This window comes from Pseudomonas sp. Pseusp18 (genome assembly GCF_059506005.1).
In genome coordinates, this window is sequence record NZ_CP169240.1 from 5520805 (window position 1) to 5542722 (window position 21918).

Annotated in this window: 19 protein-coding genes and 1 pseudogene; 10 read left to right on the forward strand and 10 right to left on the reverse strand. The window is 60.2% G+C overall.

Annotated features, from left to right (window positions below; all coding sequences use genetic code 11):
* The first annotated feature begins 13 nt into the window (after positions 1–13).
* Together ACEN9A_RS24785 and ACEN9A_RS24790 are read left to right on the forward strand one after the other, a co-directional pair.
* Positions 14–988: a 2-hydroxyacid dehydrogenase gene (locus tag ACEN9A_RS24785; protein ID WP_258671121.1), complete on the forward strand. Its 975-nt coding sequence runs from the start codon at positions 14–16 to the stop codon at positions 986–988.
* 149 nt (positions 989–1137) lie between these two features.
* Positions 1138–1647, forward strand: a complete 510-nt coding sequence (locus tag ACEN9A_RS24790) for a DUF2165 family protein (RefSeq protein WP_258671122.1) — start codon at positions 1138–1140, stop codon at positions 1645–1647.
* A gap of 26 nt (positions 1648–1673) precedes the next feature.
* Here ACEN9A_RS24790 and ACEN9A_RS24795 read toward each other — a convergent pair whose 3' ends face one another.
* Complete coding sequence (locus ACEN9A_RS24795) at positions 1674–2576, reverse strand: DMT family transporter (protein ID WP_258671123.1); 903 nt, start codon at positions 2574–2576, stop codon at positions 1674–1676.
* Between the two features lie 138 nt (positions 2577–2714).
* Between ACEN9A_RS24795 and ACEN9A_RS24800 the strand changes: the two genes are divergently transcribed.
* Positions 2715–3590: a helix-turn-helix domain-containing protein gene (locus ACEN9A_RS24800; RefSeq protein ID WP_019647703.1), complete on the forward strand. Its 876-nt coding sequence runs from the start codon at positions 2715–2717 to the stop codon at positions 3588–3590.
* Positions 3591–3672: 82 nt separating this feature from the next.
* Here ACEN9A_RS24800 and ACEN9A_RS24805 read toward each other — a convergent pair whose 3' ends face one another.
* From ACEN9A_RS24805 to ACEN9A_RS24815, 3 genes are all read right to left on the reverse strand, one after another.
* On the reverse strand, positions 3673–6102 hold the full coding sequence (locus ACEN9A_RS24805; RefSeq protein WP_258671124.1) for a TonB-dependent siderophore receptor: 2430 nt from the start codon (positions 6100–6102) through the stop codon (positions 3673–3675).
* A 189-nt stretch (positions 6103–6291) separates the two neighbouring features.
* The gene (locus ACEN9A_RS24810; RefSeq protein WP_258671125.1) at positions 6292–7281 is read right to left on the reverse strand and encodes a FecR family protein; all 990 of its coding nucleotides are present in this window, start codon (positions 7279–7281) and stop codon (positions 6292–6294) included.
* A complete protein-coding gene (locus ACEN9A_RS24815; RefSeq protein ID WP_007936356.1) occupies positions 7278–7850 on the reverse strand; it encodes an RNA polymerase sigma factor in 573 nt (190 codons plus the stop codon). Before ACEN9A_RS24815 ends, ACEN9A_RS24810 begins: the two co-directional genes overlap by 4 nt.
* Positions 7851–8048: 198 nt before the next feature.
* Between ACEN9A_RS24815 and ACEN9A_RS24820 the strand changes: the two genes are divergently transcribed.
* The 3 genes from ACEN9A_RS24820 to fecA all read left to right on the forward strand — a co-directional run bounded on the left by ACEN9A_RS24820 (position 8049) and on the right by fecA (position 12072).
* A complete protein-coding gene (locus tag ACEN9A_RS24820) occupies positions 8049–8537 on the forward strand; it encodes a sigma-70 family RNA polymerase sigma factor (protein ID WP_258671126.1) in 489 nt (162 codons plus the stop codon).
* Positions 8534–9472, forward strand: a complete 939-nt coding sequence (locus ACEN9A_RS24825; RefSeq protein ID WP_258671127.1) for a FecR domain-containing protein — start codon at positions 8534–8536, stop codon at positions 9470–9472. Before ACEN9A_RS24820 ends, ACEN9A_RS24825 begins: the two co-directional genes overlap by 4 nt.
* Before the next feature lie 266 nt (positions 9473–9738).
* On the forward strand, positions 9739–12072 hold the full coding sequence (gene fecA / locus ACEN9A_RS24830; RefSeq protein ID WP_258671128.1) for a TonB-dependent Fe(3+) dicitrate receptor FecA: 2334 nt from the start codon (positions 9739–9741) through the stop codon (positions 12070–12072).
* A gap of 279 nt (positions 12073–12351) precedes the next feature.
* Here fecA and ACEN9A_RS24835 read toward each other — a convergent pair whose 3' ends face one another.
* Both ACEN9A_RS24835 and ACEN9A_RS24840 read right to left on the reverse strand, forming a co-directional pair.
* Positions 12352–12762, reverse strand: a complete 411-nt coding sequence (locus tag ACEN9A_RS24835) for an HPF/RaiA family ribosome-associated protein (protein WP_007936360.1) — start codon at positions 12760–12762, stop codon at positions 12352–12354.
* A 199-nt stretch (positions 12763–12961) separates the two neighbouring features.
* A complete protein-coding gene (locus ACEN9A_RS24840) occupies positions 12962–13924 on the reverse strand; it encodes a LysR substrate-binding domain-containing protein (protein WP_258671129.1) in 963 nt (320 codons plus the stop codon).
* 135 nt (positions 13925–14059) lie between these two features.
* Here ACEN9A_RS24840 and ACEN9A_RS24845 point away from each other — a divergent pair, with 135 nt between their 5' ends.
* The 3 genes from ACEN9A_RS24845 to ACEN9A_RS24855 all read left to right on the forward strand — a co-directional run bounded on the left by ACEN9A_RS24845 (position 14060) and on the right by ACEN9A_RS24855 (position 17469).
* The gene (locus ACEN9A_RS24845) at positions 14060–15436 is read left to right on the forward strand and encodes an L-serine ammonia-lyase (protein WP_258671130.1); all 1377 of its coding nucleotides are present in this window, start codon (positions 14060–14062) and stop codon (positions 15434–15436) included.
* A 203-nt stretch (positions 15437–15639) separates the two neighbouring features.
* On the forward strand, positions 15640–16941 hold the full coding sequence (locus ACEN9A_RS24850; RefSeq protein WP_258671131.1) for a serine/threonine transporter: 1302 nt from the start codon (positions 15640–15642) through the stop codon (positions 16939–16941).
* A 210-nt stretch (positions 16942–17151) separates the two neighbouring features.
* Entirely contained in the window at positions 17152–17469 is a 318-nt protein-coding gene (locus ACEN9A_RS24855; protein ID WP_019581133.1) for a DUF3509 domain-containing protein, read from the forward strand.
* Here ACEN9A_RS24855 and ACEN9A_RS24860 read toward each other — a convergent pair.
* Complete coding sequence (locus tag ACEN9A_RS24860; protein ID WP_018927152.1) at positions 17466–17966, reverse strand: phosphate-starvation-inducible protein PsiE; 501 nt, start codon at positions 17964–17966, stop codon at positions 17466–17468. The two genes, ACEN9A_RS24855 and ACEN9A_RS24860, sit on opposite strands and share 4 nt — an antisense overlap.
* A gap of 285 nt (positions 17967–18251) precedes the next feature.
* Between ACEN9A_RS24860 and ACEN9A_RS24865 the strand changes: the two are divergent.
* Positions 18252–18506, forward strand: a pseudogene (locus tag ACEN9A_RS24865) (YebG family protein); the annotation flags it as partial.
* A gap of 167 nt (positions 18507–18673) precedes the next feature.
* On the opposite strand, the gene ACEN9A_RS24870 reads toward ACEN9A_RS24865, so the two are convergent.
* From ACEN9A_RS24870 to pdhA, 3 genes are read right to left on the reverse strand one after another with little or no spacing between them, the layout of a single operon-like run.
* Complete coding sequence (locus tag ACEN9A_RS24870) at positions 18674–19783, reverse strand: dihydrolipoamide acetyltransferase family protein (RefSeq protein ID WP_258671132.1); 1110 nt, start codon at positions 19781–19783, stop codon at positions 18674–18676.
* Positions 19784–19823: 40 nt separating this feature from the next.
* Positions 19824–20810 carry an alpha-ketoacid dehydrogenase subunit beta gene (locus ACEN9A_RS24875; RefSeq protein WP_258671133.1) on the reverse strand — a complete coding sequence of 329 codons (987 nt, stop codon included), beginning with the start codon at positions 20808–20810 and terminating at the stop codon, positions 19824–19826.
* Complete coding sequence (pdhA, locus tag ACEN9A_RS24880; RefSeq protein WP_258671134.1) at positions 20803–21897, reverse strand: pyruvate dehydrogenase (acetyl-transferring) E1 component subunit alpha; 1095 nt, start codon at positions 21895–21897, stop codon at positions 20803–20805. The genes ACEN9A_RS24875 and pdhA overlap by 8 nt, the downstream gene beginning before the upstream one ends.
* Positions 21898–21918 lie beyond the last annotated feature (21 nt).

The window sequence follows — 21918 nt, forward strand, 5'->3', positions numbered from 1 at the left end:
GAGCCCCTCTCCAATGAAAAAAACCGTCCTCGCCTTCAGCCGCATCACCCCGCCCATGATCGAACGCCTGCAACAGGATTTCGATGTGATCGTGCCGAACCCGAAAAACGGCGACATCGCCGCCCAGTTCAACGAAGCCCTGCCCCACGCCCATGGCCTGATCGGCGTTGGTCGCAAACTCGGCCGGGCGCAACTGGAAAACGCCAGCAAACTGGAAGTGGTGTCCAGCGTCTCCGTCGGCTACGACAACTACGACCTCGCCTACTTCAACGAACGCGGGATCATGCTCACCAACACCCCCGACGTGCTCACCGAAAGCACCGCCGACCTGGCCTTCGCCCTGCTCATGAGCAGCGCCCGCCGCGTCGCAGAGCTGGACGCCTGGACCAAGGCCGGGCAATGGCAAGCCACCGTCGGCGCGCCGTTGTTTGGTAGCGATGTGCATGGCAAAACCTTGGGCATCGTCGGCATGGGCAACATCGGCGCGGCCATCGCCCGTCGTGGTCGACTGGGCTTCAACATGCCGGTTATCTACAGCGGCAACAGCCGCAAGACCGCACTGGAACAGGAACTCGGCGCACAGTTCCGCAGCCTGGATCAATTGCTGGCCGAAGCTGATTTCGTCTGCCTGGTGGTGCCACTCAGCGAAAAAACCAAACATCTGATCAGCCATCGCGAACTGGCGTTGATGAAGCCGAGCGCCATTCTGGTGAACATCGCCCGCGGCCCGGTGGTGGACGAACCGGCGCTGATCGAAGCGCTGCAAAACAACCGGATTCGTGGCGCCGGGCTGGATGTTTACGAGAAAGAACCACTGGCTGAATCACCGCTGTTCCAACTGAAAAACGCCGTGACCTTGCCGCATATCGGCTCGGCCACGCACGAAACCCGTGAAGCCATGGCTAACCGTGCATTGGCCAACTTGCGCAGTGCCTTGTTGGGTGAACGACCGCAGGATCTGGTGAATCCACAGGTCTGGCGCAAATAATTAAATCGGGCAAGTGTTGTACAACACTTGCCCGTTAATAGCGGTTCAATACATACCTTGTAAATGAACCTGACACAAAATAAAAAACACTCGCTATAAACTCTCCAAACTTATCGAATCCACGATGAACGCTTTGGAGAACAATCAAATTGAACAGACTGACCACCGACAAACTTATTCGCTACAGCAAAGTCATTCTCATGGCTTACATCAGCTTCTTCGGCTTGCTTGTGATGTTTCACAACTTCACCGACTACTCATCAAATTATGAATATGTCGCCCATATTCTGAGCATGGACACAACGCAGGTAAACGACAACATCCGCTACAGAGCGATCGATTCGCCCATGCTGCACCACCGGATTTACTGGTTCGTTATTACGATGGAAGTAATTTACACGGCGTGCTGCCTGGTTGGGACTTATCACCTGTACCGAAAAATCAACGAATCGGCTGACGTATTCCACGAAGCCAAGAAGCTCTCGATCATCGGACTATTGACCGCCATATTTATCTACTACGTTTGCCTGCAAGTCATCGGTGTTGAATGGTTCGACATGGACACATCGCAGACCTGGAACGCCAAAGACTGGGCTCGGCATATTGTCGACTTCATATTGCCGCTGATGATTTATATCGCGTTAAAAGTCGAGCACTGATGCTCAGCACTCGACATTTTTCCTGCTCAAGCCAACTTGCCGTGGTTTGGCGACAGCACTGCACGCGGCTTACGAAACACCAGCACATTGCCCAACATCACCAGCACCAACCCCACCAATGCCGGCGCCGTCCATTGATACCCCTCGGCAAACGCTGACACGTTCAGCGCCACCACCGGGAACAATACGGTGCAATACGCCGCCCGCTCCGGCCCCATGCGGCCGACCAGCGTCAGGTAGGCGGTGAAGCCGATCACCGAGCCCGGAATCACCAGGTACAGCAACGAGCCGATGTAACGGGCATTCCATTCCATGTCGAACGGGATGCCTTTGACCAGGCACCACACCGACAACATCGCTGCGCCATAAGCCATGCCCCAGGCATTAGTGGTCAGGGGTTTCAGGCCGGCCCTCTGCTGCAGACTCGACAGCATGTTGCCCGCCGAGAAGCACAAGGTTCCGAGCAACGCCAGAGCCAGCCCGAGCAATGTTTCCGGGCTGGCGGTATGACCGGCCAGCTCCGGCCAGAACAACAGACCAAGACCGAGCAAGCCCAACGCGCCGCCCATCAGCACATTGCGGGCGATTTTCTGGCCGAAGAACACCCGCGCATTGAAGGCGTTCCACAACGTTGCGGTGGAAAACACCACGGCGACCAGACCGCTGGGAATCCACTGGCTGGCGGTGAGGAAACACATGAAATTGATACAGAACAGGCACAGCCCCTGCGCCAGGCAAATCAGATGCCCGCGACGGTTCATCACTTGCAGGCGCCGGCTAAGCAACAACATCACGAACAGCACCAGCGCGGCGAGGCCGAAGCGATAGACGATCGACACTGGAATCGCCACCACGCCCAGTTGCCATTTCAAGGCAATCCAGGTGGTGCCCCAGATCAACACGGTCAGCAGGTATAACGAGAGGTTCATGGTGAAGACTCCTGAATAGGCCTTCAGTGTCCGGCGCGCCCCCCTTTTGCACTTGCATAAACTTGCGCTTTTGTCGGTCGGCAGGCTGGCAGGCCAGCGTCTACGGAGTAGGATGCAAGGCGTTGGAGAGAACCGATCATGGCCGCACTGGAAACGTTGCAAGTCTTTCAAGCCCTCAACCGCTCGCCCAATGCTCGCCTGGAGCACAGCGCCGAGCTCGGTGACGGCATGGCTGCGGCTTTGTGGAGCAACCACCATGACGCCCAGGACTACGAAGCGCCGAGCCATCACACTTTGTCGTGCTACATCGCCGGTGGCACCGGCACCTTTCGCCGCGACCAGCCCGGCACCAAGGGCGGCCCGGACAAGCTGTGCATTCTGCCCGCCGACCATCAGTCAGGCTGGGTGATCAACGGCGACATTCGCCTGGCCCACCTGTATTTCAGCCCCGAACAATTTGCCCTTGGCTGCGTCACGCTGCTGGATCGCGAGCCGCGAGAGTTGCAGCTGCGCGAGCGCACGTTCCTCGAAGACCCGCAGCAAGCCCGGCACTTTCGGCAGTTGATCGCCCTCAACTGGGACGAACCCGGCGAACGCCTGCTCACCAGCAGCCTGGCCCACGAGATGCTCAGCCATGCCTTGCTCAGTCAGGTTGGTGTGCGTCAGGGCTTGCGCCTCAAGGGTGGATTGGCGGCGCATCAGCGACGGCAGTTGGTGGAGTTCATCGACAGTCAGTTGGCGGAGGCGATCAGCCTTGGGCAATTGGCGAGCTTATGCGCGCTGTCGGAATATCATTTTGCGCGGATGTTTCGTGTGAGCTTCGGCTTGCCGCCGCATCAGTATGTGTTGGCCCGAAGATTGAGCCGCGCGCGGGAGTTGTTGCGCGCATCGTCGCAGCCGTTGGGGGAGATTGCGCTGGCGTGCGGGTTTGCCAGTGCGAGCCATTTCACCAACCGGTTTCGACAGGCGTTGGGTGGCACGCCCGGCGAGTATCGGCAGGCGTTTTTGCGGTAAAGCAAGATCAAAGGATCGTCCGAACGCGGCCCGAGCCTTCGGCAGCTCCTACGCCGAAGGCTGCGATCTTTTGCGGGTTGACTCAGAACTCCAGGGTGCTGGATAACGAAATCTGCCGCGAATCCCCCATCGACACAAAGAACCGGCTCGCCGCCGAGGTGTAATAGGTGCGGTCAAACAGGTTCTTCACGTTGAGCTGGAACTTGACCTTCTGCCCTTCGACCTTGGTGTCATAGGTGGCGAACGCATCGGCCACGGTGTAGCTCGGCAGGTCGAAATCGTTCACCGCGTTACCCGCTCGCTCACCGACATAACGCGCCCCCGCGCCAACCCGCAACTGATCGCCACCGACGATGGTGCCGAAGTCGTAGACCGCCGACAGCGAGCCGGTGTTCCGGGCGACGTTTTGCAGGCGCTTGCCTTTGTAGTCCGGGTCTTCGGTGACTTCGGCATCGGTGTAGGCATAGCTGCCGATCATGCTCCAGCGGTCACTGAGCTGCCCGGTCATGTCCACTTCCAGACCACGGGAACGCACTTCACCGGCGGCGCTATAGATCGTGGTCGGGCCTTCAGAGTTGGCGACCAGTACGTTGCGCTTCTTGATGTCGAACAGTGCAACGTTGCCGGTGATACGACCCGGCATGTCGAGCTTGGCGCCGATCTCCCAGGACTTGGCTTCTTCCGGTGCCACGCTGCCATCAAGCACGGTGCTGCTGCCGCTGAGCGGCGCGATGGTCGAGTTGGGTTTGAAGGATTCGGTGTAGCTGCCGTAAAACGACAACTCGTCGGTGTAACGGTACACCAGGCCGGCGCGCGGTACCCATTTCTGGCCGTTGCTGTCGGTGTTGGCCTTGAACGGCACGCCTTTGCCGGCGTACTGGTCGTATTCCTGGAAACGCCCGCCGGCCACCAGAATCCACTGGTCGTTGAGGTGGATCGAGTCCTGCAGGAATATCGAATCGCTGCGCAGCTCATCGGTCTGGGCGCTGTCGGGCGCGCTGACGGTGGTGCCCGCCACTTCGCGGCCATACACCGGGTTGACGTAGCTGAAGGTGGTCAGGCTTTTCTGGCGGATCAGGTCTTCGCGGTAGATTTTGCGGTACTCGTCATCGACGCCGAACACCAGGTCATGTTGCATGCCCAGCACATTGACTTTGCCTTCGAGGCTGGCGGTGGTGAAGCGGTCGGTGCTGATGGCGTTCTGCGTGCCGTCCATGCTGCGGGTCAACGTGCCTTTCTTGGTGTCGATGGCGGTGATGCGCACCTGGCTGGCGTCGTAGGTTTCGCGGTTCCAGCTGTAGCCGAAGTGGGCTTTCCAGTTGTCGTTGAGTTCGTGATCGGCCTCGAAGTGATACAGGTCCGAGCGGCCTTCCATGTTGTTGAACGGCTCGTCGAGACGTTCATTGCGCGAGATGTCCAACGGGTGGTTGGTGCGCGGATCGATCACCGTCCCACGGTCGAACGGGGTCAGGAATTCCCGGTGCTCGTAGGAGAACAGCAGCTTGGTGCTTTCACCGAACCAGGCCAGCGACGGCGCTACCAACGTCTCACGATGGGTGCCGAAGTTGCGCCAGTAATCTTCGTCTTCGTGGTCCAGCACCATGCGGTACGCCAGCCCGGAATCGCCGAGGGCGCCGGTACTGTCGAGGCTGCCGCCGCTGCCGTTCTTGCCATCGCCATAGGTCGAGCCGCGCAGGGTCAGTGCGTTGTACTGCTCAAGCTCGGGCTTCTTGCTGACCATGTTGACCACGCCGCCCGGGTCCTGAATGCCGTAGAGCAAGGACGCCGGGCCTTTGAGCACTTCGACCCGGTCGACCGTGGCATTCAGGCCACGGCCCTGGATCACTGGCATGCCGTCGCGCATGATCGAGCCGTTGCGGTTGTCACCGAAACCGCGGGTCATTACCGAATCCTGGGTGCTCGCCAGTGTGTTGCCCTGGGTGATGCCGCTGACGTTGGCCAGCGCATCATCCAGATTGCGCGGCGCCTGATCGCGAATGACCTGGGCCGGGATCACGTTGACGGTCTGCGGGATTTCCTGGAGCAAGGCCGACGAACGCATCACCGAACTGGTGGGTGGCGGTTGATAACTCATGGGTTGTTGCGCCACCGAGGTGATGGTGGTGGCGCCCAGGTTCAATGTCCCTTCGCTGGGCACAGGCTCCAGCGCCAGGGTCTGGGCATCAGTGCGGCGGAAGGTGAAACCCGAACCGCTGAGCAAACGCTGCATCGCCTGTTCGGCGCTCATCTGCCCGCTGACCGCCGGAGCGGTAATGCCGTAAGGCGCTTCGTCGGTATAGACCACGCTGATGCCGGTGATCCGGCTGAAGTCGCTCAGGGCCTGGGGCAGCGGTTTGGCGGCCATTGCAAAGCTGAACGGCGCGCGTTGCTGGGTACTGCTGGCTTCAGCCGCCCATGCCACGCTCAACGGCAGCAACGCCAACGCTGAAAAGCTTAATGCAGATACACCGAACCATTGTTTGACCGAACCCGATTTTGCCCTGGACTTCATTGCTCATGACCTGTGTAGAACGACTACGGATGCGAATGACTCGCAGTTTCAGTCACTACACGGATGGCGATCGGGTTTACCTCATCAGAAAGTTGAAAATATTTTCAGAAGCTCAAAAGATCGCAGCCTTCGGCGGCGCCCACAGGCACGTAGGAGCTGCCGAAGGCTGCAATCTTTTGATCTTCATCTTCAACGCAAAATAATCAAATTCCCCAAAACGTGATGCTGCTCAAACCCCATCACGCCCTGCAACGAACTCAACACCGCCTGCGGATCCTGGCTCGGAAAACTGCCGCTGACCCGCCGCGCCGCCAGTTGCTCATTGAGCAACACAATGCGCCCGGGGTAATAACGCCGCAGGTCTTGCACCACATCGGCCAGTGTCGCCTTGTAGTAATTGAGCCAGCCCTGACGCCAGGCCAACTGCGCTTCGCTGTCGACGGCGTGGAGTTTGTCCGACGAGCCGTCGGCATAAGCCACTTGCTGGCCGGCGCTCAGAATTTGCTGCGCGGCGTTCTTGTCGGCCGTCACTGCAACCCGCCCGGATAACACCGTGACCTGCGCGCCATGGGGTTGCAGGCGCACTTCGAACTGCGTGCCCAAGACCCGCGCCTCGCCCTTTTCCGCCCCCACCACAAAGGGCTCGCCGGTGTGCGTCACGCTGAAAAATCCGGCACCGCGACGCAGCTGGACGTGCCGCTCACCGCGACTGAAATCCACCGCGATTGCGCTGTCGGCATCCAGCGTCACTTGCGACTGATCCGCCAGCGTCACGGTACGAATCTGCCCCGGCGCCGACACGTAGTCCGCACCCAGATCATCAACCCAGCGCGACGGCTGCCAACCAGCGCCGACGCCGATCATCAACACCAGACACGCCGCTATGGCCAACGCACCAGACCAACGCCGGACGCGCCCCCCGCGCGCGCGATTCATCGCATTGAGGTAGCCCTGCAAGGCAAAAGCCTCTTCATCAGCCAAGGTCCGCGCCGGTACTTCGCTCAACTCCCACACCACTTGCGCTTGGGCATAGGCCTCGGCGTGGGCGGGATCAGCCTGCAACCAGCGACTGAACGTGAGTTGATCGCTGCTGCCGGGCTGGTCATGCAATAGACTGAGCCAGGCGAAAGCGTCCCGCTCCTGAGCAGGCGTCGGCGTGGCGCGTTCGGTGTGGTTCACGGTGCGTTCCCTGGCGTGCGCGGTTCGGGTTCCCGCAGGCTGGCCTTGCAAGCCTCGAGGGCGCGCATCATATGTTTTTCCACGGCGCTTTGGGACAGGCCCATGGCCTTGGCGATTTCGGCGTACTTGCGGCCATGGATGCGGTTGAGCAGAAAGATCTGCCGCGTGCGCTCGGGCAATGCGCGCAAGGCCGCTTCGACATGACGCAAATCGTTGCCCGCCTCCAGGGCTGCTTGCGGCTCGCAGCCCTGGCTGTCCGGTTGCTCCGGCATCCAGCCTTCGTTGACCCGCACCCGCGCGCCTTCACTGCGCAAATGGTCGATGGCGATGTTGCCGGCGCAACGCAGCAGATACGTGCTGAGCTCTTCAACCTGCACCAGCGGCCGACGCCAGAAGCGCAGGAACAAATCCTGCACCAGATCCGCCGCCGTCGCCCGACAGCCGACACGACGGCTCACCAGCGCCTCCATTTGCGAACGCTGGGACAAAAACACCTGAAGGAAATGCGCACGGGCGCCGCGATGTTCATCGTGCTCGGCGTCATGGGTTTCGGGAGGGCGGGTGATCATCGGGTCAGAACAAACCGGGTACGGCCTCGTGAATGCCACAAGACCCACAAGCCGGCGATATTAATGATAAATATTCTCATACGCAAAGGAGACGATGAGATAACGGCCAAGCGCCGATTGCCGGATGCAGGCCCGCGCCACTACAATGCGAACAATTCTTGTTCTCTAACGTATCAAAATGCGTCCGGAGCGGTTCCGTTGTCGTCAGCCACTACCGTCGAAGTCCTTTATCACGTCCATCACAACTGGCTCACCGGTTGGCTGCGGCGCAAACTCGGCTGCCCTGACAGCGCCGCGGATCTGGCCCAAGACACCTTCATGCGAGTGCTGACGGCACGGGAAACACCGCAAATCATCGAACCACGGGCGTTCCTCACCACCATCGCCAAGCGCGTGCTGTTCAATCATTACCGCCGCCAGGACCTGGAGCGCGCCTACCTCGATGCGCTGGCGCAGATGCCGGAAATCGTCGCACCGTCGGAGGAAGACCGGGCGATCATCCTGCAAACCCTGTTGGAACTCGACCAGTTGCTCGACGGTTTGCCGCGCCTGGTCAAACGCGCCTTTTTGCTGGCTCAGATTGATGGTTTGACGTACCCGCAGATTGCCGTCGAACTGGGCATTTCCATCGCCACGGTCAAACGGCACCTGAACAAAGCGGCGATGCGCTGCTACTTCGCGCTATGAACAGCCCTGGGGATTTTTCCTCTCAAGTCGCCGAACAGGCCGTGTACTGGTTGATGGAAATCCAGCAAGGTCCGTTGAGCCCGCGCCAGCAAATCGCCTGGCAACAATGGCTCGACGCCCATGGCGAACATCGACGGGCCTGGGAGCACATTCAGCGGGTCAATCAACGCTTGCGCGGCTTGTCTTCACCGCTGGCCCACGCCGCCGTTAACGCACCGAAATCCGCCGGCCGTCGTCAGGCGTTGAAGCTGTTGCTGATTCTCGGCGCGGGGTCGGCAGTCACTTGGGGCCTGCGTGAGCACAATCCGTTGACGCCGTTGCTGGCCGACTTCCGCAGCCCCATTGGCCAGCGACGCAAAGTACCGCTCGGCGATGGCAGTCAATTGCAACTCAACACCGCCAGTGCTGCCGATGTGCGAGTCGAAGGCCAGCAACGGCTGATCCGCCTGCTCGAAGGCGAGATACTGCTGACCGCCACCCAGGCGTTTCAGATACAGACCGCGCAAGGCCTGTTGAAAACCCAGGGTGGGCGACTGAACGTTCGGCAGTTTGCCGAACGCACTCACGTGGCGGTGTTCGAAGGCAGCGTCGAATTGAAGCCCGATGACGGCGCCCCGCTGCTGCTACAAACCGCCCGGCAGTTGAGCTTCGCCGCACGCGGTATCGGCACTCCCCTGCCACTGGACGCCAACAGCGGCGCCTGGGCCGATGGCATGTTGGTGGCCGCACACATGCGCCTGGGGGACTTCCTCGACGAACTCGGCCGCTATCGCCGCGGGCAACTCAATTGCGCCGCAAATGTTGCCGATCTACTGATCTCCGGGACTTATCCACTGGACGACAGCGAGCGGGTTCTTGATCTGCTGGAAATCAGTTTGCCGGTGAAGGTGAAGCGGTTTACGCGGTATTGGGTGACGGTTGAGGCGAGGGTCTGAATCTTGATCAACATACATAACCTGTGGCGAGGGAGCTTGCTCCCGTTGGGTTGCAAAGCAGCCCCAAAATTTGCCACCGGAGTTTTCCAGAAAGAATGCCTGCTTAGTTTACGACTGCTTCGCAGCCGAGCGGGAGCAAGCTCCCTCGCCACAAAAAGCAAAACGGTAAATCTGTAAAAATATTCGCCCAACGTGAGCCGTTTTTCAGATCTGGCGTGACAGAGAAGGAAAGCCCCCTTGATTCAACCTTCTCAGGATCACCCTCCATGCAACCCACCCGTCTCATTCCTCTGGCCCGCACCTTGCGCCAACTCTTGCTGGGCGCCAGCCTGGGCTTGGGCGCTCTGCCCCTGGTGCATGCCGCTGACGCCAAGCCGTACCACATCGCACCGTCTTCGCTGGAAAACGCACTCAACCAGTTTGGCCGTGAAGCCGGCGTGCTGATCTCCTTTGGCTCGCAAGTCACCAGCGGTGTGCAGAGTCGCGGCCTGGAAGGCAACTACACCGCCGAACAAGGCTTGAACGCCTTGCTCGAAGGCACCGGCCTGCAAGCCCGCGCCGAGGGCAACAATGCCTTCAGCCTGCAACCGGTGGGCAATGCGGCGCTGGAGCTGGACACCTCGAAAGTGGTCGGCGACTGGCTCGGCGATGCAGCGCAGACCAACGTCTTCGAACACCCCGGCGCTCGCGACGTGATCCGCCGCGAAGAGTTTGAACGCCAAGGCGCGACTCAAGCCCGGGACGTGCTCAACCGTATCCCGGGGATGAATGCGCCGGACAACAACGGCACCGGCAGCCATGACATGGCCCTGAACTTCGGCATTCGCGGGCTCAACCCACGACTGGCCTCCCGTTCGACGGTATTGATGGATGGCATTCCGGTGCCTTTCGCGCCTTATGGCCAGCCGCAGTTGTCGTTTGCGCCGATCAGCATGGGCAACATGGACGCAGTCGACGTGGTGCGCGGCGGCGGTGCGGTGCGCTACGGCCCGCAAAACGTCGGCGGCGTGGTCAACTTCGTGACCCGCGCCATTCCCGATGAGCCGACGGTCAAGGGCGGTTTCCAGAGCGAAACCAGTCCGTCGTCCAGCCACGATGGCTTCAAGACCACCGGCAACCTGCTGGCCGGCGGCACGGCCGACAACGGCCTGGGCGGCGCGATTCTGTACTCGGGCACCCGCGGTGGCGACTGGCGCGAACACAGCGACACCGAAATCGACGACCTGATCCTCAAAGGCAAATACCAGCTCGATGAGGCCAACAGCTTCAACGCCATGGCCCAGTACTACGAAGGCAAGGCGGACATGCCCGGCGGGCTGAACGTCGCCGATTACGACGCCAACCCTTACCAGTCGACCCGCCCGAAAGACCAGTTCTGGGGTCGCCGCACAATGTTCAACTTCGGCTATCGCTATCAGGAAGATCGCCGCGAGTTCACCGCCAATACGTTCTTCACCAAAACCCTGCGTAGCGGTTATCTGGACCAGGGCACGTTTCTCTCGCTGTCGCCACGCGAGTACTGGGTGCGCGGCCTGGAAACCCGTTTCGCCCAAGGCTTCGATCTCGGCCAAACCAGTCACGAAGTCGGCGTCGGCTATCGCTACATCAACGAGGCCGGCCACGAACTGCGCTACCGCACGCCGATCGCCAGCAACGAGCTCCCGACCACCAACAGCCGCAACGACCGCGACACACGGGGCGGTACCGAAGCCAATGCGTTCTTCGTCGACGACCGGATCGACATCGGCAAGTGGACGATCACACCGGGCATCCGCTACGAAATGATCGAGTCGCAGCAGACCAACAATCTGACCAATGTGAAATACAAGGGCGACTACAACACCGCCCTGCCCGCATTGAACGTGCTCTATCACCTGACCGACAGCTGGAACCTCTACGCCAACACCGAAGGCTCGTTCGGCAGCGTGCAATACAGTCAGATGCCCAACCGGGTGACCAGCGGTGAAGTCAAACCGGAGAAGGCCCGCACCTGGGAGCTGGGTACCCGTTACGACAACGGCGCGTTGCGTGCCGAGATTGGCGCGTTCCTGATCAACTTCGATAACCAGTATGAAAGCAATCAAACCAACGACTCGGTGATCGCCCGTGGCGAAACCCGTCATCAAGGTATCGAGACCAGCGTCAACTATGCCCTCGACGACTTGAGCCCGGCGCTGGCTGGTTTCGATGTGTACGCGACTTACGCCTATGTTGACGCGACCATCCGCGAAGACGGGCCGAACAAGGGCAATCGCGTGCCGTTCTCCTCGAAACACAAAGGCACGATCGGCGTCGGCTATACCGAAGGCGCCTGGAAACTGAATCTGGACAGTAGCTACCAGAGTGACCAGTTCGCCGACAACGCCAACACCTCTACAGAGAGCGCTGATGGCAGCACCGGCAGGATTCCGGGCTACATGTTGTTCAGCAGCCGCGCGGCGTATGACTTCGGGCCGAAACTGTCGGATTTGAATGTGGCGGTGGGGGTGAAGAACATCTTCAATCACCAGTACTTCACCCGCTCGTTCGATGACAACAACAAGGGCAAGTACGTGGGAGAACCGCGGACGGTGTATGTGCAGACGTCGGTGGCGTTTTGATTACTGAGGCCTGAGGTCGGACATTTTTGTGGCGAGGGGGCTTGCCCCCGTTCGGCTGCGCAGCAGTCGCAATATCTGCTATCCGGTTTTGCCTGACACGACTCTTGGGAATGGTTTTGGGACTGCTTCGCAGTCCAACGGGGGCAAGCCCCCTCGCCACAGAAAGCCCCTTCACCACAGCAAGTTCCTTTGCCGCAGGGGACCGGTGGACACTGAAACAAAAACGGGCCTGCAATCGCAGGCCCGTTTTAATCAGGAAGGTAAAAGGTGAATCAGGCCTCAGCCGTTGAGCGCAGCCTGTTCGTTCTCGAGAAACTCATCTTCAAGCAGTGCATCGGCATGGGCGCCCCTATCGAACGGAACCACCGCGGCGCGTGGTTTGCCGCGCAATTTGCCAAACATATGCTCCAGCGCATGTTCAAGTTTTTCGGCTGCCCCGTCGATCGCCAGTTCCAGGGAGGCGGCTTTATGGGTAACGGAAATCGGTTGGTGGCCTTTTGGCCGCGCTTCCAGCTGGCAGCGCATGTCATGGGGACCAGGCTTGTCGCCGTTCTCGTCCCGCAGATGGACCTCGACGCGGGTCAGGTCCTCTTCATAACGTTCGAGCGTGCTCTCAATGGTAGTACGTACCCACTCCTCCAGTCGTTTACTGCTTTGAATATGGTTATCGCTATTGACTTGGATTTGCATAGTTCTTCCCTTATTTCAGCTAGCTCGCAAGAGGCGCATCGGCTGGCCCTTGGGCGTCATCACCGCAACCTCTTGGTTACACAATCGGTGTGTGCGCGGAACATTTCAACCCCTAAAAAAAGATAAATATTCATACGCAAAAAAAGCCGGACAACGAGCAAAAGCACTGTTAATGTCGGGAGTTGGGTTGCCCCTCTCTTCACTCATAATTGCCCACATCTGCCCGTTCCCCCAGTGGGTGCTGGCTGCGAAAAACCCCTGCCTCTTCCACCAGCCAGTCATGCACCGCACGTACGCCCGGATGACTCAGCGCACCCGGCGCATAGAGCAGCACGTAGCGCTTGTGATTGGGCACCGCCAGGCCAAACGGCACGATCAGCGTGCCCCGTTCCAGCTCATCGTTAAGCAGCGTTCGCCGCGCAATCGCCACACCCATCCCGGCAATCGCCGCTTCGATGGTCAGGTGATTGCGGTTGAAGGTGTGCCCGCGCCGCACGTCCGCGCCTTCGAAGCCGATGGCATTGAGGTAAAACTCCCATTCCGCGTATTCGTAACTGCCGCGCCAGGCGGTAATGTCGTGCAACAACGGAAAGTGCATCAAGTCTGCCGGACCGTGCAGCGGCGGCCGCCCTCGCAACAGGCTCGGGGCGCACACCGGGAATATCTGTTCGTCGAGCAAGGTTGTGGATAACAACCCGGGATAGCTGCCGTCATTCAGATCGATCGCCAGGTCGAAATCACCCTCGTGCAGCGGCACGCTGCTGTCCTCCGCCACCAGGCGCAATTGAATGTCCGGGAAGCGCTGCTGCAAACGCGGCAAACGCGGGGTCAGCCATTTGCTCAGGAACGAGGGAATCGAACGCACCCGCAAAATCCCGCTGATCATTCCTGCATCCAGTCGTCGCAATTCTGCGTCGATGCTGCCGTAAGCCTCGTTGACGGTAATGGCCAGGCGCTGGCCTTGCGCACTCAACTCCACCCCACGGGCGCGACGGTGAAACAGGCGAAACCCCAGCCGCTCTTCCAGTTGCCGAATTTGCTGACTGACCGCACCCGGCGTGATGTGCAGTTCTTCGGCGCAACGGGTGAACGACAGGTGCCGCGCGGCACAGGAAAACACGTGCAGCCAGACGTAAGTCTGGGCGTGCAATTGACGACTCATCGTTTAGTCCTGCTAAAGGCTATCTTAGGAAGTTTCGTTGGTCACGTAGGACCGAGATAGGCAGTATCGCCGACATTGCGCTTGGCCTACAAAAATGGCGGCGATTTCTCTTCCATTGCTTGTATAGGCTTTAGCATGGCTATCAGTGTTTTCGATCTCTTCAAAGTCGGCATCGGTCCGTCCAGTTCCCACACAGTCGGCCCGATGCGCGCCGCAGCGACCTTTGCCCAAGCACTGATTGACCAGAATTTGCTGGTCGCCGTACGTCGGGTAGAAATCCGCCTTTATGGCTCGCTTTCCGCCACCGGCGTCGGCCATGCCACCGACCGCGCCTGTGTCATGGGCCTGATGGGCGAATGGCCGGACAGCATCGATCCGACCAGTATCGATTCGCGCATCCAGCACCTGCGGGAAACCGGCAAGCTGTCCCTGGCCGGCAAAGCGACCATCGCCTTCAACTGGCAGCACGATCTCCTGCTGCTCGACGAGAGCCTGCCCTACCACCCTAACGCCATGTCCCTGACAGCCTTCGGCGAAACCGGTGAGCTGTTCGAGCAGACGTACTACTCGGTGGGCGGCGGTTTCATCATCGAAGCGGCCGAAGCCGAGTCCGGCATTGCGCCGGCCAGCGACGTCGTGCTGCCGTACGATTTTTCCAGCGCCGCCGAATTGCTCAAGCTCTGCAAACAGCACGGTCTGCGGGTGTCCGAATTGATGATGGCCAATGAATTGGCCTGGCGCAGCGAAGCCGAAGTCCGTCAGGGCCTGTTGCACATCTGGTCGGTGATGCGCGAGTGCGTCGAGCAAGGCTTACGTCACGAAGGCATCCTGCCCGGCGGACTGAATGTTCCGCGCCGCGCCGCGAAATTGCATCGCAGCCTGTTGGAAATCGGCAAACCGAACGTCATCAGCTCCACCCTGTCGGCCATGGAGTGGGTGAACCTGTTCGCCCTCGCCGTGAACGAAGAAAACGCCGCGGGCGGACGGATGGTCACCGCGCCTACAAACGGGGCGGCGGGGATCATTCCGGCCGTGCTGCACTACTACATGAAATTCAACCCGGACGCGTCGGACGATGACGTCGTGGCGTTCTTTTTGGGTGCCGCCGCCGTAGGCATTCTCTGTAAGAAAAACGCCTCGATCTCCGGCGCCGAAGTCGGCTGCCAGGGTGAAGTCGGCTCGGCCTGTGCCATGGCCGCCGCCGGCTTGGCCGACGTGCTCGGCGCCACCCCGGAACAACTGGAAAACGCCGCTGAAATCGGCCTGGAACACAACCTCGGCCTGACCTGCGACCCGGTCGGCGGCCTGGTGCAAGTACCGTGCATCGAGCGCAACGCGATTGCCGCGGTGAAGGCGATCAACGCCACGCAAATGGCCCTGCGCGGCGACGGCAAACACTTCATTTCCCTGGACCGGGTGATCCGCACCATGCGCGATACCGGCGCCGATATGCACGACAAATACAAAGAAACTTCACGGGGCGGCCTGGCTGTTAGCTGGGTGGAGTGCTGAGGAGCATTTCCTGACCGTCCCGGCAGGCCGTTTGAAACGTAGCGAGCGAAGACAAGACAAGGCAAAAACAGGCGAGGAAGCGGAGTTTACTGGCTGTAAATGAGCATTCCGAGCCTGTTTTTAACGCAGGATTGTCGAGCGCAGTAGTTTCAAACGGTCTGCCCGCCGTGAGCCCGAGCAAAAACAATAACGAGGCGAAAACGATGACCGATGTACGTACACCTGCTGCCGATAATCCCGCTGTAGACCTCACACGCAGTAGCGAAATAACTCACAAAGGCTGGAGTAAACACGACACCACCTGGATGCTTGGCCTCTATGGCACAGCGATTGGCGCCGGCACGCTGTTTTTGCCGATCAACGCCGGTGTGGGTGGTTTCTGGCCGCTGCTGATCCTGGCAGTGCTGGCGTTTCCGATGACATTCTTTGCACACCGCGGTCTGACTCGTTTCGTGTTGTCCGGCCGTTCCGGGGACATCACCGAAGTGGTGGAAGAACACTTCGGCATCGGTGCCGGCAAACTGATCACGCTGCTGTATTTCTTTGCGATTTTCCCGATTCTGCTGGTGTACAGCGTGGCGCTGACCAATACCCTGAGCAGCCTCATGGAGCACCAGTTGCACATGACGCCACCGCCCCGGGCGATCCTGTCACTGGGGCTGATTCTCGGCCTGATGGCCATCGTCCGTTGTGGTCAGGGCGTCATCGTCAAATGCATGAGCGTGCTGGTTTACCCGTTCGTCGCAGCCTTGCTGCTGCTCGGTGTCAGCCTGATCCCGAACTGGAACGGCGCGTTCTTCGCCACCGCCAGCGAGGGCATGCCGCTGCCGCTGTTCTTCAAGACCTTGTGGCTGGCGATCCCGGTGATGGTGTTCTCGTTCAACCATTCGCCAATCATTTCCGCCTTCGCCGTCGATCAGAAGCAGCGTTACGGCAAGCAAGCCGAACGCAAAAGCAGCGGCATTCTGGCGATCGCTCACGCCATGATGGTCGTCACGGTTATGTTCTTTTGCTTCAGCTGCGTGCTGGCGTTGTCCCCGGCTGATTTGGCCGCGGCGAAGGCGCAGAACATTTCGATCCTGTCGTACCTGGCCAACCACTTCCAGACACCGGTCATCGCTTACGCCGCGCCGCTGATTGCGCTGGTGGCAATCACCAAATCCTTCCTGGGCCATTACATCGGCGCCAGCGAAGGCTTTCAGGGCCTGATCGTGAAAAGCCTGCGTGGCCGTGGTCGAGTCGTCTCTGCTGGTTGGCTGAACCGCCTCACTGCGCTGTTCATGATCCTCAGTTGCTGGGCCGTGGCGACCTTCAACCCGAGCATCCTGGGCATGATCGAAACCCTCGGCGGGCCGATCATCGCCTGCCTGTTGTTCCTGATGCCGATGTACGCCATCCGCCGTGTGCCGGCCTTGCGCCAGTACTCGGGCCAGGCCTCGAACGTGTTCGTGGTGTTGGTCGGTCTGATTGCACTGTCTGCGATCATCTATTCATTTATGCCCTGAAACGGGCAGGCAAAAAGAAGGCGGGCCAGAGTGCCCGCCGTTTTTTTGCCGTAAACATTGTCCGACAGTTTTTCCGGCATGCCCCTTGCTATCTCCCTTGTGCGGCACGGAAGAAAGCGCATGAACATGGAAGGCCGGTGGTCTGGTATTGCGAACTAATCCCGATCATGGCCGTCAACAACTGCACGTTCAATCAGGCGGTGACGCATTATGGACAACCCTTTTCAGCTCATTACCGATGCCTTTGCAGCGGATTATCAAATCAACCTGAGCATCCAGGGCCTGGACGGCAGCATCATGCTGACCCTCTCCAACGCTGGCCGCGTGGTGGCCAAACGGATGATCAGCGCCGAACAACGCAATGACCCCAAGCGCCTCAAACGCCTGGTACAAAGCATTCAGTTCGGCATCGCCATCGAACAGGGTGAATGTGCCGTGGCCATCCTCGAAGCCATGACCGACGGCGACAACCGTAAGCTGCCGCCGCCACAGGCCAAAGCCCGGCCCCGACCTGAAATCGGGTTTTAAAGCTCGCCCTTCTCCACTTCAGGATGCTCACCGGAACCCGCACCGATCTTGCGCTGCGGGTGTTCGATCTTCACCGAAGGAAATTGCGACGAAGCGTAACGCACCACCAGAATCGAAAACGCCAGCAGCAGGATCCCGCCGCACAGGTAGATGATCCCCAGATCCGGTGGATTGTGGTGCGAGACGTTGGAGATCAGCAGCCGTGTCAGCGCGGTGATCGCCACGTAGATCAGGAACCGCACCGGCATGTGGTTGGTCTTGAAGTAAATCCCGACCATCGCCCCCAGTTCCAGGTAGATGAACAGCAACAGGATGTCATCGATCTTGATATGCCCCTGTTCCAGCATCCCGATGAACTCCATGACCGCCGCCCAGGCAGTCACCGCACCGATGGCGAACAGCGCCAGGTAGTGGAAGGTCTCGACGAACAGGTTGCCCAGGGACTCGGCCAGTTGGTGCACGTTCTGCCGCAGGTTCTCGGCCCAGTTGATTTTCACGATGATTGTTCCTTAGCTCGGTTCGAGCGGATGATGCGGGTTGGACGTGACGGTTGTTCTGCATGCAGAAAAAAGGCCAGGGGTTGCCTGCCACATGATGGCGAGGTGCTTTAAAACACGCTCCGTGGCGTTTGGTCGCACCCGTCCCGTTCACCTGACAAACCCCGAATCCGGTCTACATTAAAAAGCCACTACCCAAAGCGCAGGGATTCGCTTATCCTTTTCGCTGTATATAGATACAGTAGTCGCAAAGACAACTAAATGTGAAGGCATGTGAGGTGGTGAATGGCCGTCGAAGTGGTATACCGCAGCAGCCGAGATCTGGAGCGCTTGTTCATGGATAAAGCCGAAGCTGACCGTCATGACAAAATGCTCGAACTGGCCGAATTGCTGGCTGAAGTGTTGCAAAAAGCCGTTCCGTCCCTGACCGAGCAGCAAGTGGAAGAAGCCGGGATCTACATGGCGAAAAATCGCGATGTGTTCGCCAAGGCGTTCAAGAGCCAGCCGGACGCACTGTCCGAACTGCTGAATGCGCCAGCTGAAGTCGCTGAAAAAGCTGCACCTGTTGAAGTCGCTGCACCTGTTGAAGTAGCGCCCGCTGAGCCGACCAAGCCAGCCAAAGCCGCCAAGACGCCGAAGTAAGCAATGCCCGAATTGAATAGGCCCTGAGTCCAATGGCTCAGGGCCTTTTTCATGCCCGCAAAACGTCAGGCCTCGGGTTGTTCCAGCGCCGTCACCAGCGCCTTGAAGAACCGCGCCGCCTCGCCGCCCGTCACTACGCGGTGATCGAAGGTCAGGGACAGCGGCAGGATCGGATGCACCGCCACTGCGCCCTCGACCGCCACCGGTTCATCGCGGATCGCCCCGGCGGCAAGGATCGCCACTTGCGGTGGCACCACCACCGGGTTGGCGTAGCGGCCGAACAAGGTGCCGAAATTCGACAGGGTCAGGGTCGCGCCCATCATCTCCTTGGGCGGAATCGAGCGCGCCTGCACATCGGCGCGCAGGCGCATCACACCTTCTTTCAAGTCCGCCGACGAGCGATTGCCGACATCGCGCAGCACCGGCACGAACAAGCCGTCCGGTGTATCCACGGCAATGCCCAGGTCGAGCCGTTCGTGTTGTTTGAGCGACAGGGTTTTACCGTCGAAGGCGCTGTTGAGTACCGGCTCCACCACGCAGGCCGCCGCCATGGCCTTGGCCAGACGAATCAGTGGTTCTCGCGCCTGCCCCCAGCGATGCAGATCGGCATCGCCGAAAATCGTCACCGGCACCACTTCGGCATGGGACCTGGCCATGTTCAACGCCATGCTGCGTCGCACACCGCGCAGCTTCTCACCGCCGAAACGTTCACGTTCCATCTGGGCTGCGCTTTCCACATCGCTGCGGGTGATCTGGCCGTCCTGGCCGGTGCCGACCAAGGCGCTCAGTTCAACGCCCAGTTGCCGCGCCAATTGACGCACCGCCGGCGTGGCGCGGTTCGCCAGGTATTCGCGGGTCGAAGGTGCGGTGCCGATAAAAAACGCATCCTCCTGATTCGTGCCGCCGCCCTCAAGCCATCCGACCACGGTGCCCGCGTCCGCTTCGCCTTCGTAACCGAGCAACGGCTCACCCACATGCAGGATGTCGCCTTCGCCGCCGAAGGTTTTCGCCACCACGCCGTCGTAGGGCGCGGGAATGTCCACCAGCGCCTTGGCGGTTTCCACCGACACCAGCAATTGGTCAGCCTTGACGGTATCGCCGACCTTCACATGCCAACGGACGATTTCCGCTTCCTGCAAGCCTTCGCCCAGATCCGGCAGTTTGAAGTATTTCATCGCAACCTCCTCGGCCTCTGGCGTTTCTTCAAGGGCTTCTTCAGGCGTGGCGCAGCACGGTGTTACAGGCGTGAAGAATGTCCTCGACGCCAGGCATATACAGCGATTCCAGTCGATACAGCGGTGGCGGGATGTCCGGCGCGGTGACTCGCTGGATCGGTGCCTGCAACTCCAGCAACACCCGTTCGTAGAGACTGGCGGCGATTTCCGCGCCGACCCCGCAGGAGCGCGGCGCCTCATGCACGATCACGCAGCGACCGGTCTTGCGCACCGAGGCCTCCATTGTGTCGAGGTCCAACGGTTTGATACTGGCGACATCGATTACTTCCGCCGAGATGCCCTGCTCGGCCAGTTGCGTGGCGGCTTGCAGGGTTTCCATCACACTGGCGCCCCAACTGATCAAGGTGATGTCGCTGCCTTCGCGCAGGGTGAAACAGCTGTCCAGCGGCAGGCGTTTACCGTCGTCCAGCAACGGTTGCGGGTTCATGCGATAGAGTCGGGTCGGTTCGAGAAAGATCACCGGGTCTGGGTCGTCGATGGCCGCGAGCAACAAACCATAGGCCCGGGCCGGCGAGGACGGGATCACCACCCGCAACCCCGGAATGTGCGCGAACAGGGCTTCGGTGCTTTCGCTGTGATGTTCCGGCGCGCGAATCCCTGCGCCCATCGGCGAGCGCAGCACTATCGGGCAAGTGAGCCGCCCGCGCGTGCGATTGCGCATGCGGCTGGCGTGGGACACCAGGTGCTCCATGGTGGCGTAGATAAACCCCATGAACTGGATTTCCACCACCGGTTTCAAGCCTTGGGCCGCCATGCCCACTACCAGCCCGCCGAGCATGGTTTCGGCCAGCGGTGAGTCGATCACCCGCTTGAAACCAAAGCTGTCGCGCAGGCCCAGCGTGGCGCGAAACACACCACCGTTCACCCCGACGTCTTCACCGAGGACGATAACGTTCTCGTCTTCGCGCATGGCCCGATGCAACGCCAGATTCACCGCCTCCAGCAGCGTTACCTTACCGTTACTCATGGCCCGAACCTCCCGTCCGGCGCGCCACCCGTTCGAGGAAGTCTTCACGCTGCTCGGCCAGGGCTTGTGGCCACTGGGCGTAGACATGATCGATCACTGATGCCGGCGCCTGCAGGCCCGCCGCTTCGAAGTTATCCACAGCAACCTGCACCAACCCCTGGCATTCTCTGATCAGCGCCTGCTCGCGGCTTTCATCCCACACGCCCTGCCCGACCATGAAACGCTGCAGACGTTTGATCGGTTCTTCGAGCCAGGCTTGCTTGACCTCGTCCGCCGAGCGGTAGCGTGTGGCATCGTCGGCCGTGGTGTGATCGCCGAGGCGATAGCTCAGGCATTCGAGCAACACCGGGCCTTTGCCGTGGCGCGCCCGTTCGAGGGCCGCTTGCACGCGGTCATACACGGCGAGGATGTCGTTGCCATCGACTTGCTCACCGTGGAACCCGGCGCCAATGGCTTTCTGCGCCAACGTAGGAGCGCCGCACTGAATTCGTCGCGGTACCGAGATCGCCCATTGGTTGTTGTTGACCATGAACACCACCGGCAACTGCCAGGCGCCAGCGACATTGAGGGCCTCGAGAAAATCACCTTTGCTGGTGCCGCCATCGCCGCAAGTGGTGACGGCGACCCGATGCTCGCCACGGATCTTGAATGCGCTGGCGACGCCGCAGGCATGCAGGGCCTGGGTGGCGATCGGCACACAGATCGGGAAATCCTGCGCCACCGCCGGGTCGACAAAGTCGCTGCCACGCTCATCGCCACCCCAATACAACAGGATTTCTTCCATGCGCACGCCACGCATCAGCTGCACGGCGGTGTCGCGGTAATACGGGATCAGCACGTCTTCGGCGTGCATCAGGCTGCCGACCGCAACGCCAATGGCTTCCTGGCCCAGGGTCGGCGCGTAGGTACCGATGCGCCCGGTGCGTTGCAGGGCGACGGCTTTCTGGTCGAAAAGGCGGGTCAGAACCATCTGCCGATACAGGCGCGTCAACAGATTGAAGTCGTCGGCCCAGGCAGGAAGATCGCAGAGCACCTGGCCGTCAGGGGATAAAAAACGGGTGTAGGGCAGCTCAACCTTGTGAAGCATCACAGGGCTCCTGGCACGCGG

Coding starts and splice junctions, on each gene's coding strand:
- ACEN9A_RS24800 (WP_019647703.1), top strand. CDS start 2,715: ATGGCCGCACTGGAAACGTTGCAAGTCTTTCAAGCCCTCAACCGCTCG.
- ACEN9A_RS24855 (WP_019581133.1), top strand. CDS start 17,152: ATGGACAACCCTTTTCAGCTCATTACCGATGCCTTTGCAGCGGATTAT.
- ACEN9A_RS24815 (WP_007936356.1), bottom strand. CDS start 7,850: ATGATCACCCGCCCTCCCGAAACCCATGACGCCGAGCACGATGAACAT.
- fecA (WP_258671128.1), top strand. CDS start 9,739: ATGCAACCCACCCGTCTCATTCCTCTGGCCCGCACCTTGCGCCAACTC.
- ACEN9A_RS24825 (WP_258671127.1), top strand. CDS start 8,534: ATGAACAGCCCTGGGGATTTTTCCTCTCAAGTCGCCGAACAGGCCGTG.
- ACEN9A_RS24785 (WP_258671121.1), top strand. CDS start 14: ATGAAAAAAACCGTCCTCGCCTTCAGCCGCATCACCCCGCCCATGATC.
- ACEN9A_RS24850 (WP_258671131.1), top strand. CDS start 15,640: ATGACCGATGTACGTACACCTGCTGCCGATAATCCCGCTGTAGACCTC.
- ACEN9A_RS24835 (WP_007936360.1), bottom strand. CDS start 12,762: ATGCAAATCCAAGTCAATAGCGATAACCATATTCAAAGCAGTAAACGA.
- ACEN9A_RS24840 (WP_258671129.1), bottom strand. CDS start 13,924: ATGAGTCGTCAATTGCACGCCCAGACTTACGTCTGGCTGCACGTGTTT.
- ACEN9A_RS24870 (WP_258671132.1), bottom strand. CDS start 19,783: ATGAAATACTTCAAACTGCCGGATCTGGGCGAAGGCTTGCAGGAAGCG.
- pdhA (WP_258671134.1), bottom strand. CDS start 21,897: ATGCTTCACAAGGTTGAGCTGCCCTACACCCGTTTTTTATCCCCTGAC.
- ACEN9A_RS24805 (WP_258671124.1), bottom strand. CDS start 6,102: ATGAAGTCCAGGGCAAAATCGGGTTCGGTCAAACAATGGTTCGGTGTA.
- ACEN9A_RS24845 (WP_258671130.1), top strand. CDS start 14,060: ATGGCTATCAGTGTTTTCGATCTCTTCAAAGTCGGCATCGGTCCGTCC.
- ACEN9A_RS24795 (WP_258671123.1), bottom strand. CDS start 2,576: ATGAACCTCTCGTTATACCTGCTGACCGTGTTGATCTGGGGCACCACC.
- ACEN9A_RS24875 (WP_258671133.1), bottom strand. CDS start 20,810: ATGAGTAACGGTAAGGTAACGCTGCTGGAGGCGGTGAATCTGGCGTTG.